The organism is Alteromonas sp. G5_S2_22_S1 (genome assembly GCF_054968525.1).
Window position 1 is genome coordinate 46,066 of record NZ_JBQKUJ010000018.1, and the last position, 20,625, is coordinate 66,690.

Annotated in this window: 11 protein-coding genes; 9 read left to right on the forward strand and 2 right to left on the reverse strand. The window is 45.6% G+C overall.

Features of this window, described 5'->3' with window-relative positions:
- Positions 1 to 4: 4 nt before the first annotated feature.
- A complete protein-coding gene (locus ACTRWF_RS16475) occupies positions 5 to 3,370 on the reverse strand; it encodes a sodium:solute symporter family transporter (RefSeq protein ID WP_462835897.1) in 3,366 nt (1,121 codons plus the stop codon).
- Positions 3,371 to 3,630: 260 nt separating this feature from the next.
- Here ACTRWF_RS16475 and grpE point away from each other — a divergent pair, with 260 nt between their 5' ends.
- The 6 genes from grpE (at position 3,631) to ACTRWF_RS16505 (ending at position 13,682) form a co-directional block, all read left to right on the forward strand.
- Complete coding sequence (gene grpE / locus ACTRWF_RS16480; protein WP_012517894.1) at positions 3,631 to 4,254, forward strand: nucleotide exchange factor GrpE; 624 nt, start codon at positions 3,631 to 3,633, stop codon at positions 4,252 to 4,254.
- A 117-nt stretch (positions 4,255 to 4,371) separates the two neighbouring features.
- On the forward strand, positions 4,372 to 6,300 hold the full coding sequence (dnaK, locus tag ACTRWF_RS16485) for a molecular chaperone DnaK (protein ID WP_012517895.1): 1,929 nt from the start codon (positions 4,372 to 4,374) through the stop codon (positions 6,298 to 6,300).
- 230 nt (positions 6,301 to 6,530) lie between these two features.
- Complete coding sequence (gene dnaJ, locus ACTRWF_RS16490; RefSeq protein WP_015066791.1) at positions 6,531 to 7,664, forward strand: molecular chaperone DnaJ; 1,134 nt, start codon at positions 6,531 to 6,533, stop codon at positions 7,662 to 7,664.
- A gap of 458 nt (positions 7,665 to 8,122) precedes the next feature.
- Complete coding sequence (locus tag ACTRWF_RS16495; RefSeq protein WP_012517897.1) at positions 8,123 to 8,605, forward strand: c-type cytochrome; 483 nt, start codon at positions 8,123 to 8,125, stop codon at positions 8,603 to 8,605.
- Positions 8,606 to 9,052: 447 nt separating this feature from the next.
- Positions 9,053 to 11,629 (forward strand): bifunctional diguanylate cyclase/phosphodiesterase, encoded by a 2,577-nt coding sequence (locus tag ACTRWF_RS16500; RefSeq protein ID WP_012517898.1) that lies wholly within the window; start codon positions 9,053 to 9,055, stop codon positions 11,627 to 11,629.
- 148 nt (positions 11,630 to 11,777) lie between these two features.
- Entirely contained in the window at positions 11,778 to 13,682 is a 1,905-nt protein-coding gene (locus ACTRWF_RS16505; RefSeq protein WP_024016048.1) for a propionyl-CoA synthetase, read from the forward strand.
- A gap of 248 nt (positions 13,683 to 13,930) precedes the next feature.
- Here the strand turns inward: ACTRWF_RS16505 and ACTRWF_RS16510 are convergent, their stop codons facing one another.
- Positions 13,931 to 14,614 (reverse strand): cytochrome b/b6 domain-containing protein, encoded by a 684-nt coding sequence (locus ACTRWF_RS16510; RefSeq protein ID WP_012517900.1) that lies wholly within the window; start codon positions 14,612 to 14,614, stop codon positions 13,931 to 13,933.
- A 421-nt stretch (positions 14,615 to 15,035) separates the two neighbouring features.
- Here ACTRWF_RS16510 and dapB point away from each other — a divergent pair, with 421 nt between their 5' ends.
- From dapB to carB, 3 genes are all read left to right on the forward strand, one after another.
- The gene (gene dapB / locus ACTRWF_RS16515; RefSeq protein ID WP_012517901.1) at positions 15,036 to 15,839 is read left to right on the forward strand and encodes a 4-hydroxy-tetrahydrodipicolinate reductase; all 804 of its coding nucleotides are present in this window, start codon (positions 15,036 to 15,038) and stop codon (positions 15,837 to 15,839) included.
- Between the two features lie 351 nt (positions 15,840 to 16,190).
- Complete coding sequence (gene carA / locus ACTRWF_RS16520; RefSeq protein ID WP_012517902.1) at positions 16,191 to 17,321, forward strand: glutamine-hydrolyzing carbamoyl-phosphate synthase small subunit; 1,131 nt, start codon at positions 16,191 to 16,193, stop codon at positions 17,319 to 17,321.
- Between the two features lie 13 nt (positions 17,322 to 17,334).
- Positions 17,335 to 20,556 (forward strand): carbamoyl-phosphate synthase large subunit, encoded by a 3,222-nt coding sequence (carB, locus tag ACTRWF_RS16525; protein ID WP_012517903.1) that lies wholly within the window; start codon positions 17,335 to 17,337, stop codon positions 20,554 to 20,556.
- The last annotated feature ends 69 nt before the right edge of the window (positions 20,557 to 20,625 follow it).

Sequence of the window (20,625 nt, forward strand, 5' to 3'; positions counted from 1 at the left end):
AGTGTCAATGGTGATGAGGTAATGTTTGTTTAAGCAGGCGCTTTAGCGCCGCTGGCTTTAAAGGCTTAGGTAGGTAGCTAAATTGCGATGCTGCTGCTTTCTCTCTTATTTCGTTGCTTCTATTAGCGGTGACCAATATCTTCAATGCGAAACTCACGTTTTCTTCAGATAATATCGCCGCTACATCAAAGCCGTTTTCTCCATAGTTTAAGTGGTAGTCAGCAATAAGTACGTCAAAGTGCTGGTGGGAAACATTATGGGCCTCGGTGCCACTGGTGATTAGGGTTGTATTTGCTCCCCAATCGGCAAGGAGAGCACACATTGCATTCGCGACTTGCTCATCGTTTTCTACCAATAGGAAACGTTTGTTTTCCAAAAACAGTTCTTTGTTATAGCTTTCCGTTTTCAGCACTTGTTTTGAATTACCACTCGTATGCATTATGCGTGTTGCTGTAACACTAAAACAGCTACCTTTTCCCGGTAATGAGGTTAGCCCTACTTGATGGCCGAGTAATCGACAAATTTTCTCTACAATAGTTAAGCCTAATCCAATCCCTTCACCTTTGTTGTTATCCAGCTGGTGGAACTCACTAAAAATTTCATGCTGTTGGTGTGCAGCAATACCTAAACCGGTATCGTAAACACAAAGCTTTATTTTTTTCTCGGTATTTGCAGTTTGTATGCGCCTAACGCCCACTAAAATGCTGCCTTTAGGGGTATAGCGAACCGCGTTGGACAATAAGTTTTGCAGCACACGTCGCAGCAAGTTTTTGTCTGAATACACCATGACATTCGTTTGTACATACCTCAGCGTAACCCCTTTTTGCTTTGCAATAACACTGAACTCTTGTACCAACGAAGATAGCATCTCATCGATGGCAAATTCAGTCTTTTGCGGTATGAGAACGCCAGCATCTAATTTTGTCATATCCAGCAACATAGAAAGTAAGCTCTGAGCGTTATCTAGCGAATTCACCACGCCTTCAGACAGCGTAGCCAGTTCGCTACCTTGCGTTTTTTTGCTCAGCATGCTGGCAAATAATGTGGCGGCGTTAAAAGGCTGCATGAGATCGTGGCCAGCTGCCGCCAAAAACTTGGTTTTGCTTTCGTTGGCTTTATCAGCCTGAAGCTTAGCTTCCTCTAGTTCTGCAGTGCGTTGAGCAACTCTTTCCTCCAGATCTTCTTTTGCACTTTCTAATTCTTTTTGAATTGCCATGTATTCAGTGATATCGCTATAGGTAGTCACGTAGCCGCCACCAGGAAGGGGCGCACCGTTTAGCTCTATCACTTTTCCATCAGGCTGCTTGCGGATATGCTTGTGGCGGGTACCCTCACGCATATAGCTCACCCGTTTATCAATGGAGGAGGGGTTGAACAAGCCGCGCTTAGCGTTGTAACTCAGTATATCGGTAATCGGCATACCTGCTTTTAAAAAGCCTTTAGGGTAAGCAAAAAGCTCTACGTATCTATCATTCCATGCCAGTAATTGGAGCTTGTCATCAACTACACTGATTCCCTGTTCAATATTTTGTACCGATGATTGAAGTACCTCGTGATTGAATTGAAAAGACTGTGTTGCTTCTTCTACCCAGTCAACTAACTCCGGCAAGGCAGCTCTACCAGTATCCGCGATAGCGCCTAGTAATATTCGAGCACTGGGCGCTCCCACTTGGGCGGCAAGCAATTTATTCACCCTATCGATAAGGGCCTGACTGGCATAGCCGCTGCTTGATGCACGCTCAACATCAATCGTAAGTTGCTTTACAAGCTGGGAATGGGTGGCGCTTTCGAGTACCCGTTCCGTTAACGCCATTAAGTCACGCACTTTAACGAGTAAATTGGGGGGCGAATTGCTTTGCAGTGTCGTGTCGGTTTCGTTTGTCCCGTGTCGCGAAGAAATGAACGCCACAACAACAAATGTAATGCAATTAGCCAGTAACGAGAAGGCAAATCCTAGCCCAAGCGCTTGGTCGGTTGGAGCAGGGTTAAAATAGTAGCTAGAAAGCAGGTTGGGGTAGAGTAGAAATATCGCCCAGCACGTAGAACCCACTAATAAAGCGGATACAGCAGCGGCTTTGCTGCTACGCCGCCAATAGATTCCGAACATTAACACGGGCATGCACTGTGCTAACAGCGCAATGGCAATTACACCACTTTTAACTAAGGGCGCGGCCTGACTTATATTAAGGTGATACCAGAGCGCAATGCTAAGAACGACTACTACGGTAATACGACGTATAGAAAGGATCTTACTTGGTTGCATTGACTGGTTTGGAGACGTTTTTAACCGGGCTTTCAGCCACAGCGGCGTAACAACATTGTTTGATATCATTATGCCCATGGCTAGAGTTGCAACAATCACCATGCTGGTGGTGGCAGAAAGACCGCCTATGAAAGCAAAGGACGACAGCGCGATATTTTCAGTATGTAAAGGCAGGGCAAGCACGTACGCATCAGAGCTTGTACCCACCGGCAGCAGCATTTTTCCTGCAAGTGCAATAGGAATAATAAAAAGGGTCATTCCAAATAAATAGAGGGGAAATAGCCACCTTGCGGTTTTAAGTTCACCCTCGCCGTTTTGTTCAACAAAGTTCATGTGAAATTGGCGTGGCAGTACAAACATCGAGCAAACGCCAAGGGCTACGTGTGATAAATATACCCAAGGCGCGCTATCGGCATAAATGACGCCTCTGGCACTGTCATTGGATGCTGCGTTAGATACTAAATCTAATGCGCCATCGAATAAAAAAAAGCAAACAAAAATTCCCACAGCCCACAGCGCGACAAGCTTAATGATTGACTCGAATGCTATGGTAAGCAGCAAGCCAGGGTGCTTATCAGTTAAATTCAGCGTGCGCGTGCCGAAGGTTATAGCAAATATGGCAAGCAAACCGGCCACGTAAATACTTAACCAAGGCGTTGTAGCTTGCGGCTCGCCAGTAAGTAGATTAATTGACTTTGTAATAGCGTCTAATTGAAGGGCTATATAGGGCACAACCCCAAAAAAACACAGTAAAGTGATAAATGCGGCAATCAAATGAGAGTGCTGGTACTTCAATGATATGAGGTCAGCCAGCGAGCTAATGTTGTGTTGCTGACATAGCCTACTTATGTGAAGTATTACGGGAAAGGCAAATGCCATGGTCAACGTAATACCCAAATACGTAGGGATAACTGCCCAGCCGTATTGTGCCGCTTGCGATGTGGTGCCGAAAAATGCCCAAGATGTACAGTGCACACCTAAACCAAGGCTATAGAGAACAGGGTGTTGCCGGTTATCGCGTAAATGCCTGTCGCCCCAAAATGCCAAAGCAAAAAGCGCGAGAAGGTAAAAACCAACAATAGTGCCAACCGTCCATATACTTAGCATTGGTAGCCCGTGTGATAGCTCGTCCGTGTAGTTGCACGCATTTTCAAAACTCGCGACTGTACAGTTTATAAGAACTTACAATAACATGTTCTTTACATATGGCGCATCTCCCACGATTTTTTAAAAATCACCCACAAAAATATTGTGGATACCCTTGATCACCTTAAAACTAGCCCCATAACTAAGCGCAACGAAGTTATTCCCAGTAATTTGAGTGTTATTGGGCATCGCCTAATTAAGAAAAACGTGTGGAGGTAGGCATGAGCGATAATCGCGACGTGCAGGCAGAACAAGAAAATGCAGTTGATGAAACTGTACTAGGCGCAGAAGAGGCGCAGGTTGAAACGTCAGAAGCAGAAGGCGTAGAACTAGATGAAAATGCACAGCGCATTTATGAACTAGAAACCGCACTTTCTGAGGCGCAAGCAACCATCAAAGAACAGCAAGATGGCGTGCTTCGTGCGCGTGCAGACGCTGACAACGCACGTCGTCGTGCTGAAGGTGAAGTAGAAAAGGCACGCAAATTTGCTCTTGAACGTTTTGCGGGCGAATTGCTTCCGGTTATCGATAACCTAGAGCGCGCTATCGAAATGACTGATGGCGACAATGAGGCCGTTAAACCGCTTTTAGAAGGTGTGGAAATGACCCACAAAACTTTCTTAGGCACTATTGAGAAATTCGGATTAAGCCTTATTGATCCGCAGGGCGAAACCTTTAACCCTGATTTGCATCAGGCAATGTCGATGCAAGAAAGTGCAGACCACGAGCCAAATACAGTGATGGCGGTTATGCAGAAAGGTTATCAAATTAACGGCCGCTTGTTACGCCCTGCCATGGTTATGGTATCGCGTGCGCCAAGCGACGGTGTGGATACGCAAGCTTAATACGCTTTTTTGCGACAAACACACGAAAATGTCAGTTTTTTTACTGGCATCTATTGAAAAGCCGGGGAATAACCCCACTAAAAGTACAGTATTAAGAAACTTATTCGGAGACACGAAATGGGTAGAATCATAGGTATCGACTTAGGTACAACGAATTCATGTGTCGCAGTTCTAGACGGCGACAAACCTCGCGTAATTGAGAACGCGGAAGGCGATCGTACAACCCCTTCAATCATCGCTTATACAAACGATGGTGAAACACTTGTAGGTCAATCTGCAAAGCGTCAGGCGGTAACAAACCCTGAAAACACATTATTCGCAATTAAGCGTCTAATTGGTCGTCGCTTCCAAGATAAAGAAGTACAGCGCGATATCGACATCATGCCTTTCAAAATTGTAGGTGCTGATAACGGTGACGCATGGGTAGAAGCTAAAGGCGAAAAAATGGCGCCTCCTCAGGTTTCTGCTGAAGTACTTAAGAAAATGAAGAAGACCGCTGAAGACTATCTTGGCGAAGAAGTAACGGGTGCAGTAATTACTGTTCCTGCTTACTTTAACGATTCTCAGCGTCAAGCAACCAAAGATGCAGGTCGTATCGCAGGTCTTGAAGTTAAGCGTATCATCAACGAACCAACTGCTGCTGCTCTTGCCTACGGTATGGACAAGAAGCAAGGCGATAACGTTGTTGCAGTATACGACTTAGGTGGTGGTACTTTTGATATCTCTATCATCGAAATCGATGAAGTAGACGGCGAGCACACGTTTGAAGTACTAGCGACTAACGGTGACACACACCTTGGTGGTGAAGATTTCGATAACCGTGTTATCAACTACCTAGTTGAAGAATTCAAGAAAGATCAAGGTATCGACCTTCGTAAAGATCCGCTAGCTATGCAGCGTCTTAAAGAAGCGGGTGAAAAAGCGAAAATCGAACTTTCTTCATCACAACAGACAGAAGTTAACCTGCCTTACATCACAGCTGATGCAACAGGTCCTAAGCACTTAGCCATAAAGCTAACTCGTGCAAAACTTGAGTCTTTGGTTGAAGACCTTGTGAAAAACTCGCTTAACCCACTTAAGCAAGCACTAGCTGATTCAGACCTATCTGTAGGCGATATCAATGACATCATCCTTGTTGGTGGTCAAACACGTATGCCGCTGGTACAGAAGTATGTAACTGAATTCTTCGGCAAAGAGCCACGTAAAGACGTTAACCCTGATGAAGCAGTAGCGGTAGGTGCGGCAATTCAAGGTGGTGTACTTTCTGGTGACGTTAAAGACGTACTACTGCTAGACGTTACGCCTCTGTCTCTAGGTATCGAGACTATGGGCGGCGTAATGACTGCGCTTATCGAGAAGAACACGACTATTCCAACGAAGAAGTCACAAACCTTCTCAACAGCGGAAGACAACCAGTCTGCGGTTACCGTACACGTACTACAGGGTGAGCGTAAGCAGTCAAGCGGCAACAAGTCTCTTGGTCAGTTTAACCTTGAAGGTATTCGTCCAGCAGCGCGCGGTGTACCGCAAATCGAAGTAACCTTCGACCTAGATGCTGACGGTATCCTACACGTGTCTGCGAAAGATAAAGACACAGGTAAAGAGCAGAAGATCACTATCAAAGCTTCTTCAGGCCTAAGCGATGAAGAAGTAGAAAAAATGGTAGCTGACGCGGAAGCGAACAAAGAAGCTGATAAGAAGTTTGAAGAACTGATTCAAGCGCGTAACCAAGCTGATGGTATGGTTCACGCCACACGTAAACAGCTTGAAGAAGTTGGCGATGCACTAAGTGCAGAGGACAAAGCGCCAATCGAAGAAGCACTTTCAGCACTTGAAACTGCAGTTAAAGGCGAAGACAAAGCAGAAATTGAAGCGAAAACGCAAGAACTTATTCAAGCGTCTAGCAAGTTGATGGAAGCGGCGCAAGCTCAACAAGCAGCAGCTGGTGGCGCAGAAGGCGCTGAGCAGCAAGCTTCTTCTGGTCAAGCAAACGATGACGTTGTTGACGCAGAATTTGAAGAAGTTAAAGACGACGACAAGAAGTAAACTGTTGTGTCAGGCCCGTTAATTCAAAGTAGCGGGCCGTTTAAGCAGTTCAGGCGCAGCAGGAATTTCTTGTTGCGCCTTTGTTGTGTAAATAACTTGGTTTAAATAGCTTGTTTGTAAACCACCTTGGGCGTTATTGAAAACCTAATCAGGTTATTTTCACAACAGTCAGATGTAGATTCGATAAGCATTACATGCTTGTCGACAAAAAAGTAGGATATGTAAACGATATGTCGAAACGAGACTACTACGAAGTACTCGGGGTAGATAAAAGCGCGGGCGAACGTGAAATTAAAAAAGCGTATAAAAAGCTTGCGATGAAGTATCACCCTGACCGTACGCAAGGCGATAAAGGCCTGGAAGATAAGTTTAAAGAAATCCAGGAAGCCTACGAAATTCTGTCAGATTCGCAGAAGCGTGCAGCATACGACCAATACGGCCACGCAGGTGTAGATCCAAACCGCGGTGGCGGCGGCTTCGGTGGTGGTGCCGACTTCGGCGATATCTTTGGCGATGTTTTTGGTGATATCTTTGGCGGCGGTGGTCGCGGTGGACGCCAATCGCGTGCTCGTCAAGGTTCAGACCTACGTTACAACCTAGAGCTTAGTCTAGAAGAAGCGGTTCGCGGTAAGAGCGTTGATATTCGCGTACCTACGCTGGTTGAATGTGATGTGTGCGATGGATCAGGTGCGAAAAAAGGTTCTTCACCTAAAACCTGTCCAACCTGCCACGGCAACGGCCAGGTTCAAATGCGCCAAGGCTTCTTTGCGGTACAGCAAACCTGTCCAACCTGTTCGGGTAAGGGCAAGATCATTGAAGACCCATGTAACAGCTGTCATGGGCATGGCCGTAAAGAAAAAACTAAAACGCTTAACGTTAAGATCCCAGCTGGCGTGGACACAGGCGATCGCATCCGTTTATCTGGTGAAGGTGAAGCGGGCGAGAACGGTGCGCCAGCAGGTGACTTATACGTGCAAGTACACGTTCGCGAACACGACATCTTCCAACGCGACGGTAACAACCTGTATTGCGAAGTACCGCTAAGCTTTACTACAGCAGCCCTTGGTGGCGAACTTGAAGTTCCTACTTTGGACGGTAAAGTTAAGCTGAAAATTAGCGCTGAAACGCAAACTGGCCGCATGTTCCGTCTACGCGGTAAAGGCGTTAAGTCGGTTCGAAGCGGCGCTATGGGCGACTTGATGTGTAAAGTTGTGGTGGAAACACCAGTTAACCTATCATCACGTCAAAAAGAGCTACTGCAAGAGCTAGAAGAGTCTATGGGCAAGGCTTCAAGCAAGCACAGCCCGAAAGCGCAAGGTTTCTTCGATGGCGTGAAAAAGTTCTTTGACGATTTAACTAACTAATTAGTTAAAATAGAGACCAATGCGAAAGCCCTCTTATTGAGGGCTTTTTCGTATCTAGGGGTTTATCAATGGTAAATGCCAGTGTTAAATCACATCGCGATGTCGAGATAAAGCAAGTGACTGTCCGAACCTGTACCTTAGGTAATATAAGTGACTGTCCAAAGCTATACTTTGTGTAAGGTAAGGGACTGTCCGAAGCTGCACTTTGAGAAGGTAAGTGACTGTCCGAAGCTGTACTTTGAGTAAGATGAGTGACTGTCCAAAATGTTCCTTTGCAGTAAAATAGCGGAGGGTTTTCGTGTGCGATAATTGGGCACTAATCCCTTGAAAGGGCGGTTTCACCGTTATTTTTATTGCGCTGACACTAACTATTCGTCACGATAGACTTATAAGCAAAATATTAGACATCTGCTTTACCGCAATTGCAGATGTCCTCAACGCAAATAAAGGGAACAGGCATGAAAATTTTAAATAAAGCAATGATCGTCGCGGCAACCGCAGGTGCCGTAATGTCAACTTCAGTTGCAGCTGATGTAACAGAAGCATCTTCAGAAAAACACGCAAAAGCAGCAACACAGTATCGCCAAGCGGTATTTCAGCTAGTGCGCAGTAATATGGGCCCGCTCGGTGGCATGGCAAAAGGCGCATTACCTTATGATGAAAGCGTTATGCAAACGAATGCCGTGCGCCTTGAGCAACTCGCCGAGATGATGGGCGACTATTTATCTGTAGATACGCGTAAGTTTGATGTTGAAACAGGGGCAAAGGATGAACTTTGGGAAAATTTCTCAGAGGTAGAGAAAAAGGTAATGGCGCTTAAAACCGCTGCTCAAGGCCTACAAGCCGCGGTTAAAGCGGGTGATGAAAGTGCGTATCGTGGCGCTATTGGCAAAATAGGCGCTAGCTGTAAATCTTGTCACGATGATTTTAAGAAAGACTAATACTCTTTGTATAAGTCCCTAAATGAGCTCGTTTTCTCTTTAACTGCTTTGCCATTGTGTTTCAATTTATCCGGTGATAGTGGCTTATGAGAAAACGCGCTCTGTTTCAATACCCGCTAACTCAATAGCTACCTTTATTTCAAATTCCAGATTGAAGGACAAAGTGAATAAAAAGCTGCTGGAAATTTGTACGGTAGTTGTCTATATTGTTTGAATTGAAGCGGCAATCTCTCCCCCGGTTTGAACGGTCAATTTAACTATTAAGCCTGTGATGATCGTAGCTCACACGTCGACAGTTAAATGAAACGCGTCTTAAAATAACATGCCGTAAAATAAAGTAGCAAGGTTCAAAGTACTCTAAGGAATATGGCACATTCTTTGTTTGATTAAATGTGTTGTGACTTTTGCTTTTGCTGTAATTGATGGATTATCAAAAGGTTCGCTTAGATGGATTTACGCAGTGAACGCATGCTTTCAACCGTGCGTGCAACTCAGAGAAGTATTGCTGATTTACTTAATGAAAATAGGGCAAAAACCGAAGCTCTGAGTATAGCGCTTGCCTCAATAAACCCAAATAGCGGCCGAGCTACGGTGGTTGCAACTGATAAAAACCATACTCTTGTAGATGCCGAAAGTATTGTTTTTCCCTCTCACGTTTTACTCATGCTTCCTCTCACACCTTTAAGCGCACCTATTCCCGCTAGTGAATTTGTACTGCCTCAATCATTTACGCAGTTTGCTGATAATCATATTGTTGTTGCAATGATCAGAGACATGCAAAATGAAGTGATGGGCGTTGTACTTATATTTGTTTCAAATAGCGTATTAACCGCTCAGCAGCATGACTATATCGATATCATGAGGCAGAAAATTGAAGTCTGCTATCAGTATGACCTCATTCGGCATCCGTATTCAGACAAACTTTCAGAACAGTTATCACTGTTAGAAGAAGTCAGCGCTATTTCTAAAGTAGGCGCGTGGGAATTAGACCGAGCCACGGGAGTTTTTGCCGCAACGGAAGTAACGCGAAACCTACTGGGAATAAGGCGCGTGAAAAGTGTGAATCTTAACGAGATTCTCGACACTATGGTGCCGAGCGAAAGAGCCGCGTTAAAGTATAAAGTATTTAAAGCGATGAAAGGCGAGCGGCAGTTCGTAAGGCATATCGATATTAAGGACAAGCAAGGGCGCACTAAAAATGTCAAATTGACGGTTTTTCTGCAAATTCAGCGAATGGAGTCTGGAGCATTAAGGCTGACACGGCTTTTTGGCGTAATACAGGATGAAACGGACGTTCAGCGTTTATCAGATTCTCAACACGATTATACCGACTATGTCGTTAGTTTGCTCAATAGCGTCGATAGTATTGTTTTAAGCATCGACGAGAATGGCACCATATTGTCAGCTAACGAATGTGTAACTAAAGTTTTGGGTTTCGAGCCAGACGATTTGATAGGGCAAGACGTTAAGCTAATTGCCACTAAGGTACAAAATAGCGATATACCTTCTTACTTTTTGAATTTAGATGCGGGATTGAAAATATGCGCGGACGGCGGCGCTGTAAGAGAGTGCTTGCGGCACAAAAATGGCAAGCGTATTTCCTGCGAGGTTAGTTTTACGACGTGTATTGTTCACGAGCAGAAGTTAGTGGTTGCTACAATTCGGGATGTTACCACGCAACGTTATGAAATTGAGCATTTTAAACAGCTAGCGTTAACCGACGCAGTAACAGGCCTTCCTAATTTAAACAAGTTCGAACACTATCTTGCCGAAAAAGCGCATGAAGATAAATCGGCTAAACCATTCTCGGTCTTTATGCGGGTAAGCGTACGTAATATTAAAGAATATGAGGATGCGTATGGCGAACCTACCATCGACTACCTTTTACGCATTTTAGCTAGCCGCTTTGTCCGCACATTTGAGACAAATAACTCAGGTAATGCCAGTGTGTTTAAATGCGATAGCGCTAACTTCTTTCTTCACTTGCATCAAGACTTTAATGAAGAAGGCCAATCTATCAATGCTGCCAAAGCCTATGCTCAGCTTATACAAGAACAGGTGTTGGCACCTATAACGCTTCATAATAGCCTTTTAACGATAGAAACACAGACGATTAGCTGTACCGTGCCTATTAAGTATTTTTCTTTTAAAAAAATACGCGAGCTGTTGTCACGCAAGCCCCTACGCGAAATAAACGATTCAAACAGCGCTTCGCTAACGCACGACTATTTTCATATCAATGCAAGCGATATTGAGCGTTACAACTATATTAAACACTCGCTAAGCAGAGCGATTTCAAATAACGAGTTATTTGTGCAACTACAACCTCAATACGATGGGCAAGGTAGTGTTATAAGCTCCGAAGTATTATTAAGGTGGCAACATCCACACTTAGGAATGGTAAAGCCCTCCGAATTTATTCCCATTGCCGAAGAAAACGAATTTATCGCAGAGTTTGGGTTATGGGTTTGCAATGAAGCGTGCAGATTACTTAGCGATTGCCAGTCTCAGCATATCGATACAAAACTTTCTGTAAATATTAGTGCCAAGCATTTAGCGAGAGCTGACTTTGTGAGCAAGTTTGTTGGCATAGTAAACAGGTGGCAGATCTCTCACTCAAAATTAACGTTAGAGTTGACAGAGGGCGCGCTGATACGAGGTGTGAGCATTATTCAATATCGCGTGAGGGAGCTTGCTGAGCAAGGGTTCAGTTTGTCTATTGATGACTTCGGCATAGGGGATTCAAACCTAAATTACTTGCAAGACTTGCCTATAAAAGAGTTGAAGGTCGACAGAGTATTTATAGAAGCAATGGAAGCATCGCAACAAAAAACGTTATTAGTTACCAGTATATGTAATATGGCCAAAGCGCTTCATTTAGGTACGGTTGCGGAAGGAATAGAAACCACCCAGCAACTCGATCAAGCAAAAGCCTGCGGTTGTAGCGCATTTCAAGGCTATTACCTCGATAAGCCGATGAATGTGGAAGACTGGTTTAAAAAAGTGGTAGGGCAGAAGGTGTAGTTCACCGCACCTAGTAACCAAATGCAAATGAAAATATAAGTTTAAATATTTGTAAATCAGGTTGTTATGGCGTCTACGCCTGAAGTCTTATAAGCACTCCGTAGTGAACTGAAGTAGGTTATTGGTAAACCCTACTCAGGACATGGTTATGACTTATAAAAACGAATACATTGCCTCGACCCAACATCCCGACGAGTTTTGGTTAGACCAAGCGCGTAATATTGCGTGGTTCCAGATGCCTGAGAAAGGCTGTCAAAAAACGGATAATGGTTATTATGAATGGTTTAGGGGAGGGCAACTCAATACCTGTTACCTAGCTTTAGATCATCATGTAAAAAACGGGCGGGGAGAAAAAACAGCGTTGATTTACGACTCGCCGGTTACGCAAACTACACAACACTTCACGTTTAGCGAACTGCTTACGCAAGTAGCACACTTCGCCGGCGCTTTATCAAGTTTAGGAGTAGCTAAAGGCGACCGCGTTATTATTTATATGCCTATGATCCCCCAGGCAGTTGTTGCCATGCTAGCGTGTGCACGACTTGGCGCCATACACTCTGTGGTATTTGGGGGCTTTGCCTCTAATGAACTTGCTGTGCGAATAGATGATGCAAAGCCAAAGGTTATTGTGACAGCCTCATGCGGTATTGAAGGCAGCAAAGTGCTGGCTTATAAGCCGCTGGTGGATGAAGCGGTAACACTTGCAAGTCACAAACCAAGCGCCTGTGTGCTTTTCCAGCGCCCCCAGTTGCTTGCCTCCCTAAACGAAGGTACCGACTACGACTGGCAAGAATTGGTTGCTGCAAGTCAGCCCGCCGAACCGGTCGCTGTCGATGCCACCGATCCGCTTTATGTACTCTATACCTCAGGAACAACGGGTAAACCTAAAGGGGTTGTTCGAGATAACGGCGGCCATGCTGTTGCGCTTCATTACTCCATGGGGGCAATTTATGGCATCAGTCAGGATGATGTGTTTTGGGCCGCGTCTGATGTAGGTTGGGTTGTAGGGCATTCGTACATTGTGTATGCGCCGCTCATTAAAGGGGCAACAACCGTACTGTATGAAGGAAAACCGGTAGGTACACCAGACGCTGGTGCATTTTGGCGAATGATAGAAACCCATAAAATTAATGTGCTGTTTGCTGCGCCCACGGCGTTTCGTGCGATTAGAAAAGCCGATCCAGACGCCGACTATTTATCTAAGTATGACATCTCTAGCTTACGAACATTATTTATGGCTGGCGAGCGCCTCGACCCACCCACGTATTACTGGGCTAGCGAAAAGGTCGGCGTGCCTGTTATCGATCACTGGTGGCAAACAGAAACCGGCTGGCCTATATGTTCCAACCCTATGGGTTTAGAGCCCATGGAAACAAAGCCTGGCTCCTCTAGCGTACCAACACCAGGTTTTAACGTTAAAGTGCTTAAAGGCGGCGATGTTGAGCAGACTAAAGGTGAAAAAGGCGCTATAGCAATACAGCTACCTTTACCCCCGGGCTGTTTGACTACCATATGGCAGGATCATCAGCGGTTCATCGATGGTTACCTGCGAGAATTCGAAGGCTACTACAGCACTGGCGACAACGGTTATGTCGATGACGATGGCTATGTATTTATTATGGGGCGAACTGACGACGTCATAAACGTAGCCGGGCACCGTTTATCGACAGGCGAAATGGAAGAGGTATTAGCCGCACACCCAGCCGTAGCCGAATGCAGTGTTATAGGCGTACACGATGCGCTTAAGGGGCAATTACCAATAGGCATGTTACTACTTAAAGATGGCGTTTCCATTGACGAAGAAGCACTAGAGAAGGAATTAATTCAACGAGTGCGAGATACTATCGGGCCTGTGGCCTGTTTTAAACGGGCAATTGTTGTGAACCGGTTACCTAAAACGCGATCAGGGAAAATTTTAAGAAAACTACTTCGACAAATTGCAGCCAACGAAACCGTTACAGTACCTTCTACTATCGACGACCCTTCAAGCGTAAAAGAAATTGAAACACTTATGCGACAAAAAGGGCTGGTTGATGAATCTAGTATTGCTTAACGCTTCTGTTCAAAAGGGACAGTGCTCAAGCATTCAAGTATTAATCAAGGGGCATTAGCCCCTTTTTATTGATAAATGTGAGCATGCTCAACGGTGTTCGCCTAAGCCCTTTTTTAAGACGAAGCGTGAATAACGAACCGTTGCTTTTTGACAAACGCGTCGTGACTATCGCTTCGTCACGAATTACTTCGTGATAGTTGCTTCGCAATACAGCCCACGCACCTCGAAGCTAGCTCTACCTGCACTTGTTAGTAGTAATATTCATCTACCTGTGGCGCTGGCGGATACACTTCAATAGCAAGGTATACAGCAAGTGCGGCAATTACGGCGACGATAATAGCGCGGAGTAGTCGAGAGTGCGCAATCCCTACGGTTTTTGACACTTTGTTCCCATGGATCATTGCAGGAACGAGCTTTTGCCTTTTGTAGACGCTGTAAAACATGATGGCGCCAATATGAAGTGCGATAACATAAAGTAGTAGGTCAAATGCCAAGTGATGTAGCGTATTCATTAATTCCAGCGTTTCATCACCTGCCAACTGCCGATAAGGTCCATCAAGAAAGATATCGTCGGTCATAAACAAGCCTGATATCGCTTGTATTGCTACCAAAACCAGCATGACAATTACAAACCAGCCTCCTAGAGGATTGTGACCCACAGACGGGGCGGAGTCCCTGTCAAACAAGGTCTTCAGATAGTTTATGACCCGTCCTGGGCCAGTCACAAAGCTACTAAACTTCGCATACTGCGTACCGGCAACTCCCCACATAATTCTAAAAACGACCAAAAATAAAGTGAAGTACCCGATATAAAAGTGCCACTGAATGGCGTTATCTAGCCATTCAGCGGTGGCGTATTGGGCTAAAAGGCTTACTACTAGAAGCCAGTGAAACAGCCGTGTAGGAAGGTCCCAAATCAGAGTTTTTTGCATGATATTTCGCATAAAGTATCGATAGATATTGTGTTATTTAAGCGTAGGGCATTAGCGTCGCCTAAGTTGTGATAGAAAACAAGTTTAGCTATCGGCTTTAAACGCCTACCTATCCTAACGGTGATATCAACTGATAGAGCGCGGTAAAGCGCAATCGTTTACAAGGCGTACTTTGCGCGTGGTTCGCCTTGTCTTAAGCAAGCGAAGTGTTATAAGTCCGCTATTGCTGTAGACAGCAATGAACGACCTTAATTTACGATGTTTTAAGCTGACGCTTTGTTGTGTAACCCATCAATGAAAAAAGTCTAAGGCTATCTCCGTTCCTTGTTATACCTATTTAATATGAAACACGCATTGCAATAGTGCGGGCATTTGGCAAAATGCGTCCTAGTTGAAGGTTAATAAAAGTGTAAAACGAAGAATGAAAGTAGGTTTGTTTGGCGCCAATGGGCGCATGGGTCGTGTACTAATCGAAGCGCTTGACTTAAGCGACGATGCCGAGTTGAGTGTTGCTACCGTGCGCGATGATTCACCGTGGGTAGGCCTAAACGTAGGTGAACTCGCCGGCATAGGCAAAAAAGAGATTGATTGTTCTGCACTTTCTAGCTTAAGCGGTAGCGATGCAGACGTAATGATCGACTTCACCTTACCATCTGTTATTGAGAGTAACCTATCTTGGTGTGTTGAAAATACTATGCCTGTTGTTATTGGCACAACGGGTTTAAACGATGAGCAGTTAGCTGCACTCGATGAAGCTGCCAAGCATATTCCTATTGTTTTCGCCGCTAATTACAGTGTAGGGGTGAACTTAATGTTGTCCTTAGTACGCCAAGCTGCAAGTGTGCTAGGCGAAACAGCCGATATAGAAATTACCGAAGCTCACCACAGGTTTAAACAAGACGCACCATCAGGCACGGCGATGGCCATTGGTGAAGCCATTGCTGACGAACTAGGCCGGGATTTGAAAACCTGTGCCGTGTATGGACGTGAAGGTAAAGAGCCAGAGCGAGATCAAGGCACTATTGGTTTTGCAACGGTAAGAGCAGGAGATATTGTTGGTGAGCACACCGCGCTTTTTGCCGATATCGGGGAGCGTTTGGAAATAACGCACAAAGCATCAAGCCGCTTAACTTTTGCTAAAGGTGCAGTTCATGCAGCTAAATGGTTGTACGGAAAACAACCTGGTCTATACTCCATGGTTGATGTGCTTAATTTGAAGCTTTAATTTGCCTTAAAAGCTAATCCGTTTTTGGGGCGTTATGAAAGTGTTAACCTTAAGTTGCACTTTTATTGAGCTATAAGCTGTACTTTCAGTGGTTCTGGGCAAAAATGGTGGTAAAGGCGTTATTTTAGTAAATTATCACAAATAAATTTGCCATTTTCAGTGAGTGATGTATACTCGCCGGAATTTGCCAGAATTTCGTATTCTGAGGCTGCCAAACCTGCTGAAGAGTACGGTTTTATTAGCTGCAAAGATCGTAAAACGGGATGTATTGTTATCAATAACTCCCGTTTTTTGTGGGGTTTGTGCAAAAAACTGCACAAACACATAGTTATCCTTAATCTGGAGGTTGACTTGGCTAATTCTGCCCTTTTGGTGTTAGAGGATGGTTCTGTTTTTAAAGGTACGGCGATAGGCGCTACAGGCTCCGCCGTCGGGGAAGTCGTTTTTAATACTTCCATGACCGGCTATCAAGAAATTCTCACCGACCCATCCTACGCTGAACAAATCATCACACTTACCTATCCACACATTGGCAACACCGGCACTAACGAAGAAGACGTCGAAGCAGATAAAATCTGGTCGAAAGGTCTAATCATCCGTGACCTACCTCTTGTTGCTAGTAACTTTCGTCAACAGCAAACATTGTCTGAATACCTAAAAGCGAAAGGCGTTGTGGGTATTGCTGACATAGATACCCGACGTTTAACGCGTATCTTACGAGACAAAGGTGCACAAAATGGCTGCATCATTTGCTCAGATGAATTAGACGAGTCTAGTGCACTGGCGCAAGCAAAAGATTTTCCTGGCCTTAAAGGCATGGATTTGGCGAAAGTAGTAAGTATTACTGAGCCGAAAACATGGACAGAAGGTAGCTGGGAGCTTGGCAAAGGTTATGTAACGCCAAGCGAAACAAAATATCACGTTGTGGCATACGACTACGGCGTAAAAAACAACATTCTTCGCATGTTAGCCGACCGCGGTTGTAAAATAACGTTGGTTCCAGCACAAACACCTGCTGAAGAGGTATTAGCCCTAAATCCAGATGGTGTATTCCTGTCGAACGGTCCTGGCGACCCTGAGCCATGTGACTATGCAATTACGGCTATCAAAACCATCGTTGAAACCGGTGTACCTGTGTTTGGTATCTGTCTTGGCCACCAACTTCTTGCTATTGCAAGCGGTGCTAAAACAGTGAAGATGAAGTTTGGTCACCATGGTGCAAACCATCCGGTTAAAGACCTAAAACGCAATGTAGTTATGATCACTAGCCAAAACCACGGGTTTGCGGTTGATGAGTCTAGCTTGCCAGATAACCTAGAAGTAACTCACATTTCGTTGTTCGACAAGTCGTTGCAGGGTATTCACCGCACCGACAAGCCTGCGTTTAGTTTCCAGGGTCACCCTGAAGCGAGCCCAGGTCCTCATGAAGCGGCACCGTTATTCGACCACTTCATTGAACTTATTGAACAACACAAGCAGTAGGAATTAGCCCGCTATGCCAAAACGTACCGACATAAAAAGTATTCTTATCATTGGTGCTGGCCCTATTGTAATCGGCCAGGCTTGTGAATTCGACTATTCAGGCGCGCAAGCGTGTAAAGCCCTTCGCGAAGAAGGCTACCGTGTTATTTTGGTTAACTCTAACCCAGCAACCATCATGACCGACCCAGAAATGGCAGATGCGACTTACATCGAGCCTATTCACTGGGAAGTAGTACGCAAAATTATCGAAAAAGAACGTCCAGACGCCATTCTTCCTACTATGGGTGGGCAAACAGCCCTTAACTGTGCGCTAGAGCTTGATAAGCACGGTGTACTAGAAGAATTTGGCTGTGAGCTTATTGGCGCAACGGCTGACGCTATCGATAAGGCGGAAAACCGCGAACGCTTTGACCAAGCGATGAAAAACATTGGCCTTGAGTGTCCACGTGCGGAAATCGCCCACAGTATGGACGAAGCGCACGATGTGCTAAGTCGCATCGGCTTCCCATGTATCATTCGTCCTTCATTCACCATGGGCGGAACCGGCGGTGGTATTGCCTACAACATTGATGAGTTCAATGAAATTTGTACCCGCGGCCTCGACCTTTCCCCCACCAACGAACTTCTTATTGATGAGTCGTTACTTGGCTGGAAAGAATACGAGATGGAAGTAGTACGCGATAAGGCAGATAACTGCATTATTGTTTGTACAATTGAAAACTTCGATCCAATGGGGGTTCATACGGGCGACTCTATCACTGTTGCCCCAGCGCAAACCCTTACCGACAAAGAATTCCAGATTATGCGTAATGCAGCGATGGCTGTACTACGTGAAATTGGTGTTGAAACCGGTGGTTCAAACGTACAGTTTGGCGTAGACCCTAAAACCGGTCGTATGGTTATCATCGAAATGAACCCGCGTGTATCGCGTTCATCGGCGCTAGCCTCTAAAGCAACGGGCTTCCCGATTGCGAAAGTGGCTGCGAAGTTAGCAGTAGGTTACACCCTAGATGAGCTAGCTAACGACATCACTGGCGGTTTAACGCCGGCGTCGTTTGAACCGTCAATCGATTACGTTGTCACTAAGATCCCTCGCTTCAACTTTGAAAAGTTTGCCGGTGCTAACGACCGTCTCACCACACAGATGAAGTCAGTGGGCGAGGTGATGGCGATTGGTCGTAACCAACAAGAGTCGTTACAAAAAGCCCTTCGTGGTCTTGAAGTTGGTGCGTCAGGTTTGAACCCAATGGTTGACCTTGAAGACCCTGAGTCGCGCAATAAAGTCGTTTACGAACTTCGCCAGCCGGGTGCAGAGCGTATTTGGTACATTGGCGATGCATTCCGTATGGGCATGAGCGTTGAAGAAGTGTTCAACCTTACCAATATTGACCGCTGGTATTTAGTGCAGCTAGAAGATCTTATTCTTCTTGAAGCGAAAGTGGCAGAACTTGGTTTGCCGGGTATTGATGCTGACTTTATGCGCGCGCTAAAGCGCAAAGGTTTCTCAGATGCACGTCTTGCTGAGCTGACCAAAGTGGCAGAAAGCGATATTCGTGAAGCTCGTCGCGGTTTTGGCATTTCTCCAGTGTACAAGCGCGTAGATACGTGTGCCGCAGAGTTCTCTACCAGCACGGCTTATATGTATTCGACCTATGACGAAGAGTGTGAAGCTGCGCCAACCGATAAAGAGAAAATCATGGTATTGGGCGGTGGCCCTAACCGTATCGGTCAAGGCATTGAATTCGATTATTGCTGCGTTCACGCGGCGCTTTCAATGCGTGAAGACGGTTACGAGACCATTATGGTTAACTGTAACCCTGAAACGGTGTCTACTGACTACGACACCTCAGATCGCTTGTATTTCGAACCAGTCACTTTGGAAGATGTACTTGAAATCGTTGCTAAAGAGCAGCCAAAAGGCGTTATCGTACAGTACGGTGGTCAAACGCCTCTTAAACTTGCTCGTGCCCTAGAAGCAGCAGGCGTACCGGTTATCGGTACCTCACCTGAAGCGATTGACCGTGCTGAAGACCGTGAGCGTTTCCAGCAAATGGTGAACAAGCTTAATCTTAAGCAGCCTGCGAATGCGACAGTAACTAACGTCGAGCAAGCGCTAACTATGGCTGAAGAGATTGGCTTCCCGCTGGTTGTTCGTCCAAGCTACGTGTTAGGTGGACGTGCGATGGAAATCGTTTACGACATTAAAGACCTTAAGCGTTATCTAAACGAAGCGGTTAAAGTGTCTAACGACGCGCCCGTATTGCTAGACCGTTTCCTAGATGACGCTATCGAAGTGGATATCGATGCTATATGCGACGGTAAAGAGGTTGTGATTGGCGGTATCATGGAACACATCGAACAAGCGGGTGTTCACTCTGGTGACTCTGCATGTTCACTGCCTCCGCATTCACTCCCCAAAGACATCCAGGACGTGATGCGCGAGCAGGTAAAAGCCATGGCGCTAGAGCTTGGCGTAGTGGGGCTAATGAATACCCAGTTTGCGATAAAAGACGGCGAAGTTTACCTAATCGAGGTTAACCCGCGTGCAGCGCGTACGGTACCTTTCGTATCAAAAGCCACGGGCATTCCTCTTGCTAAAGTTGCGGCACGTGCAATGGCGGGCGTAAGCTTGGCAGAGCAGGGCGTAACTGAAGAAGTGATCCCACCTTTCTACTCGGTGAAAGAAGTGGTACTTCCGTTTGCTAAGTTCCAAGGTGTTGACCCACTGTTAGGCCCAGAAATGCGCTCAACTGGTGAAGTTATGGGTGTTGGCGATACGTTTGAAGAAGCGTACGCTAAAGCGAACCTTGGCGCAGGCGCGCCACTGCCGAAAGAAGGTAAAGCACTTATCTCTGTGCGTGAAACTGACAAGCCGAAAATTATCGAGCTAGCTAAGGCCCTTGTTGCGGCTGGGTTCAGTATTGAAGCCACGCGCGGTACAGCAACGACCTTGTACGATGCAGGTATAATGAGCACGGTGGTGAATAAGCTATCTGAAGGCCGACCCAACATTGTTGATGCTATCAAAAACGGTGAATACGCTTATTTGATAAATACAACAGAAGGTCGCCAAGCGATTACCGATTCAGTTTACATACGTCGTGAAGCCTTGGTGAACAAGGTTACCTATACCACCACGATGAATGCAGCGTTTGCAACTATTCGCGCTAAGTCTGCTGATGACCGCAATAAAGTGGCTTCAGTTCAAGAACTGCACGCTAGGCTTAAACACTGATGACATACGCTAGGATACGAGGTATCCTAGCAATATTACATTTGTGTGAATCAATAAAAAGTGCGCCTT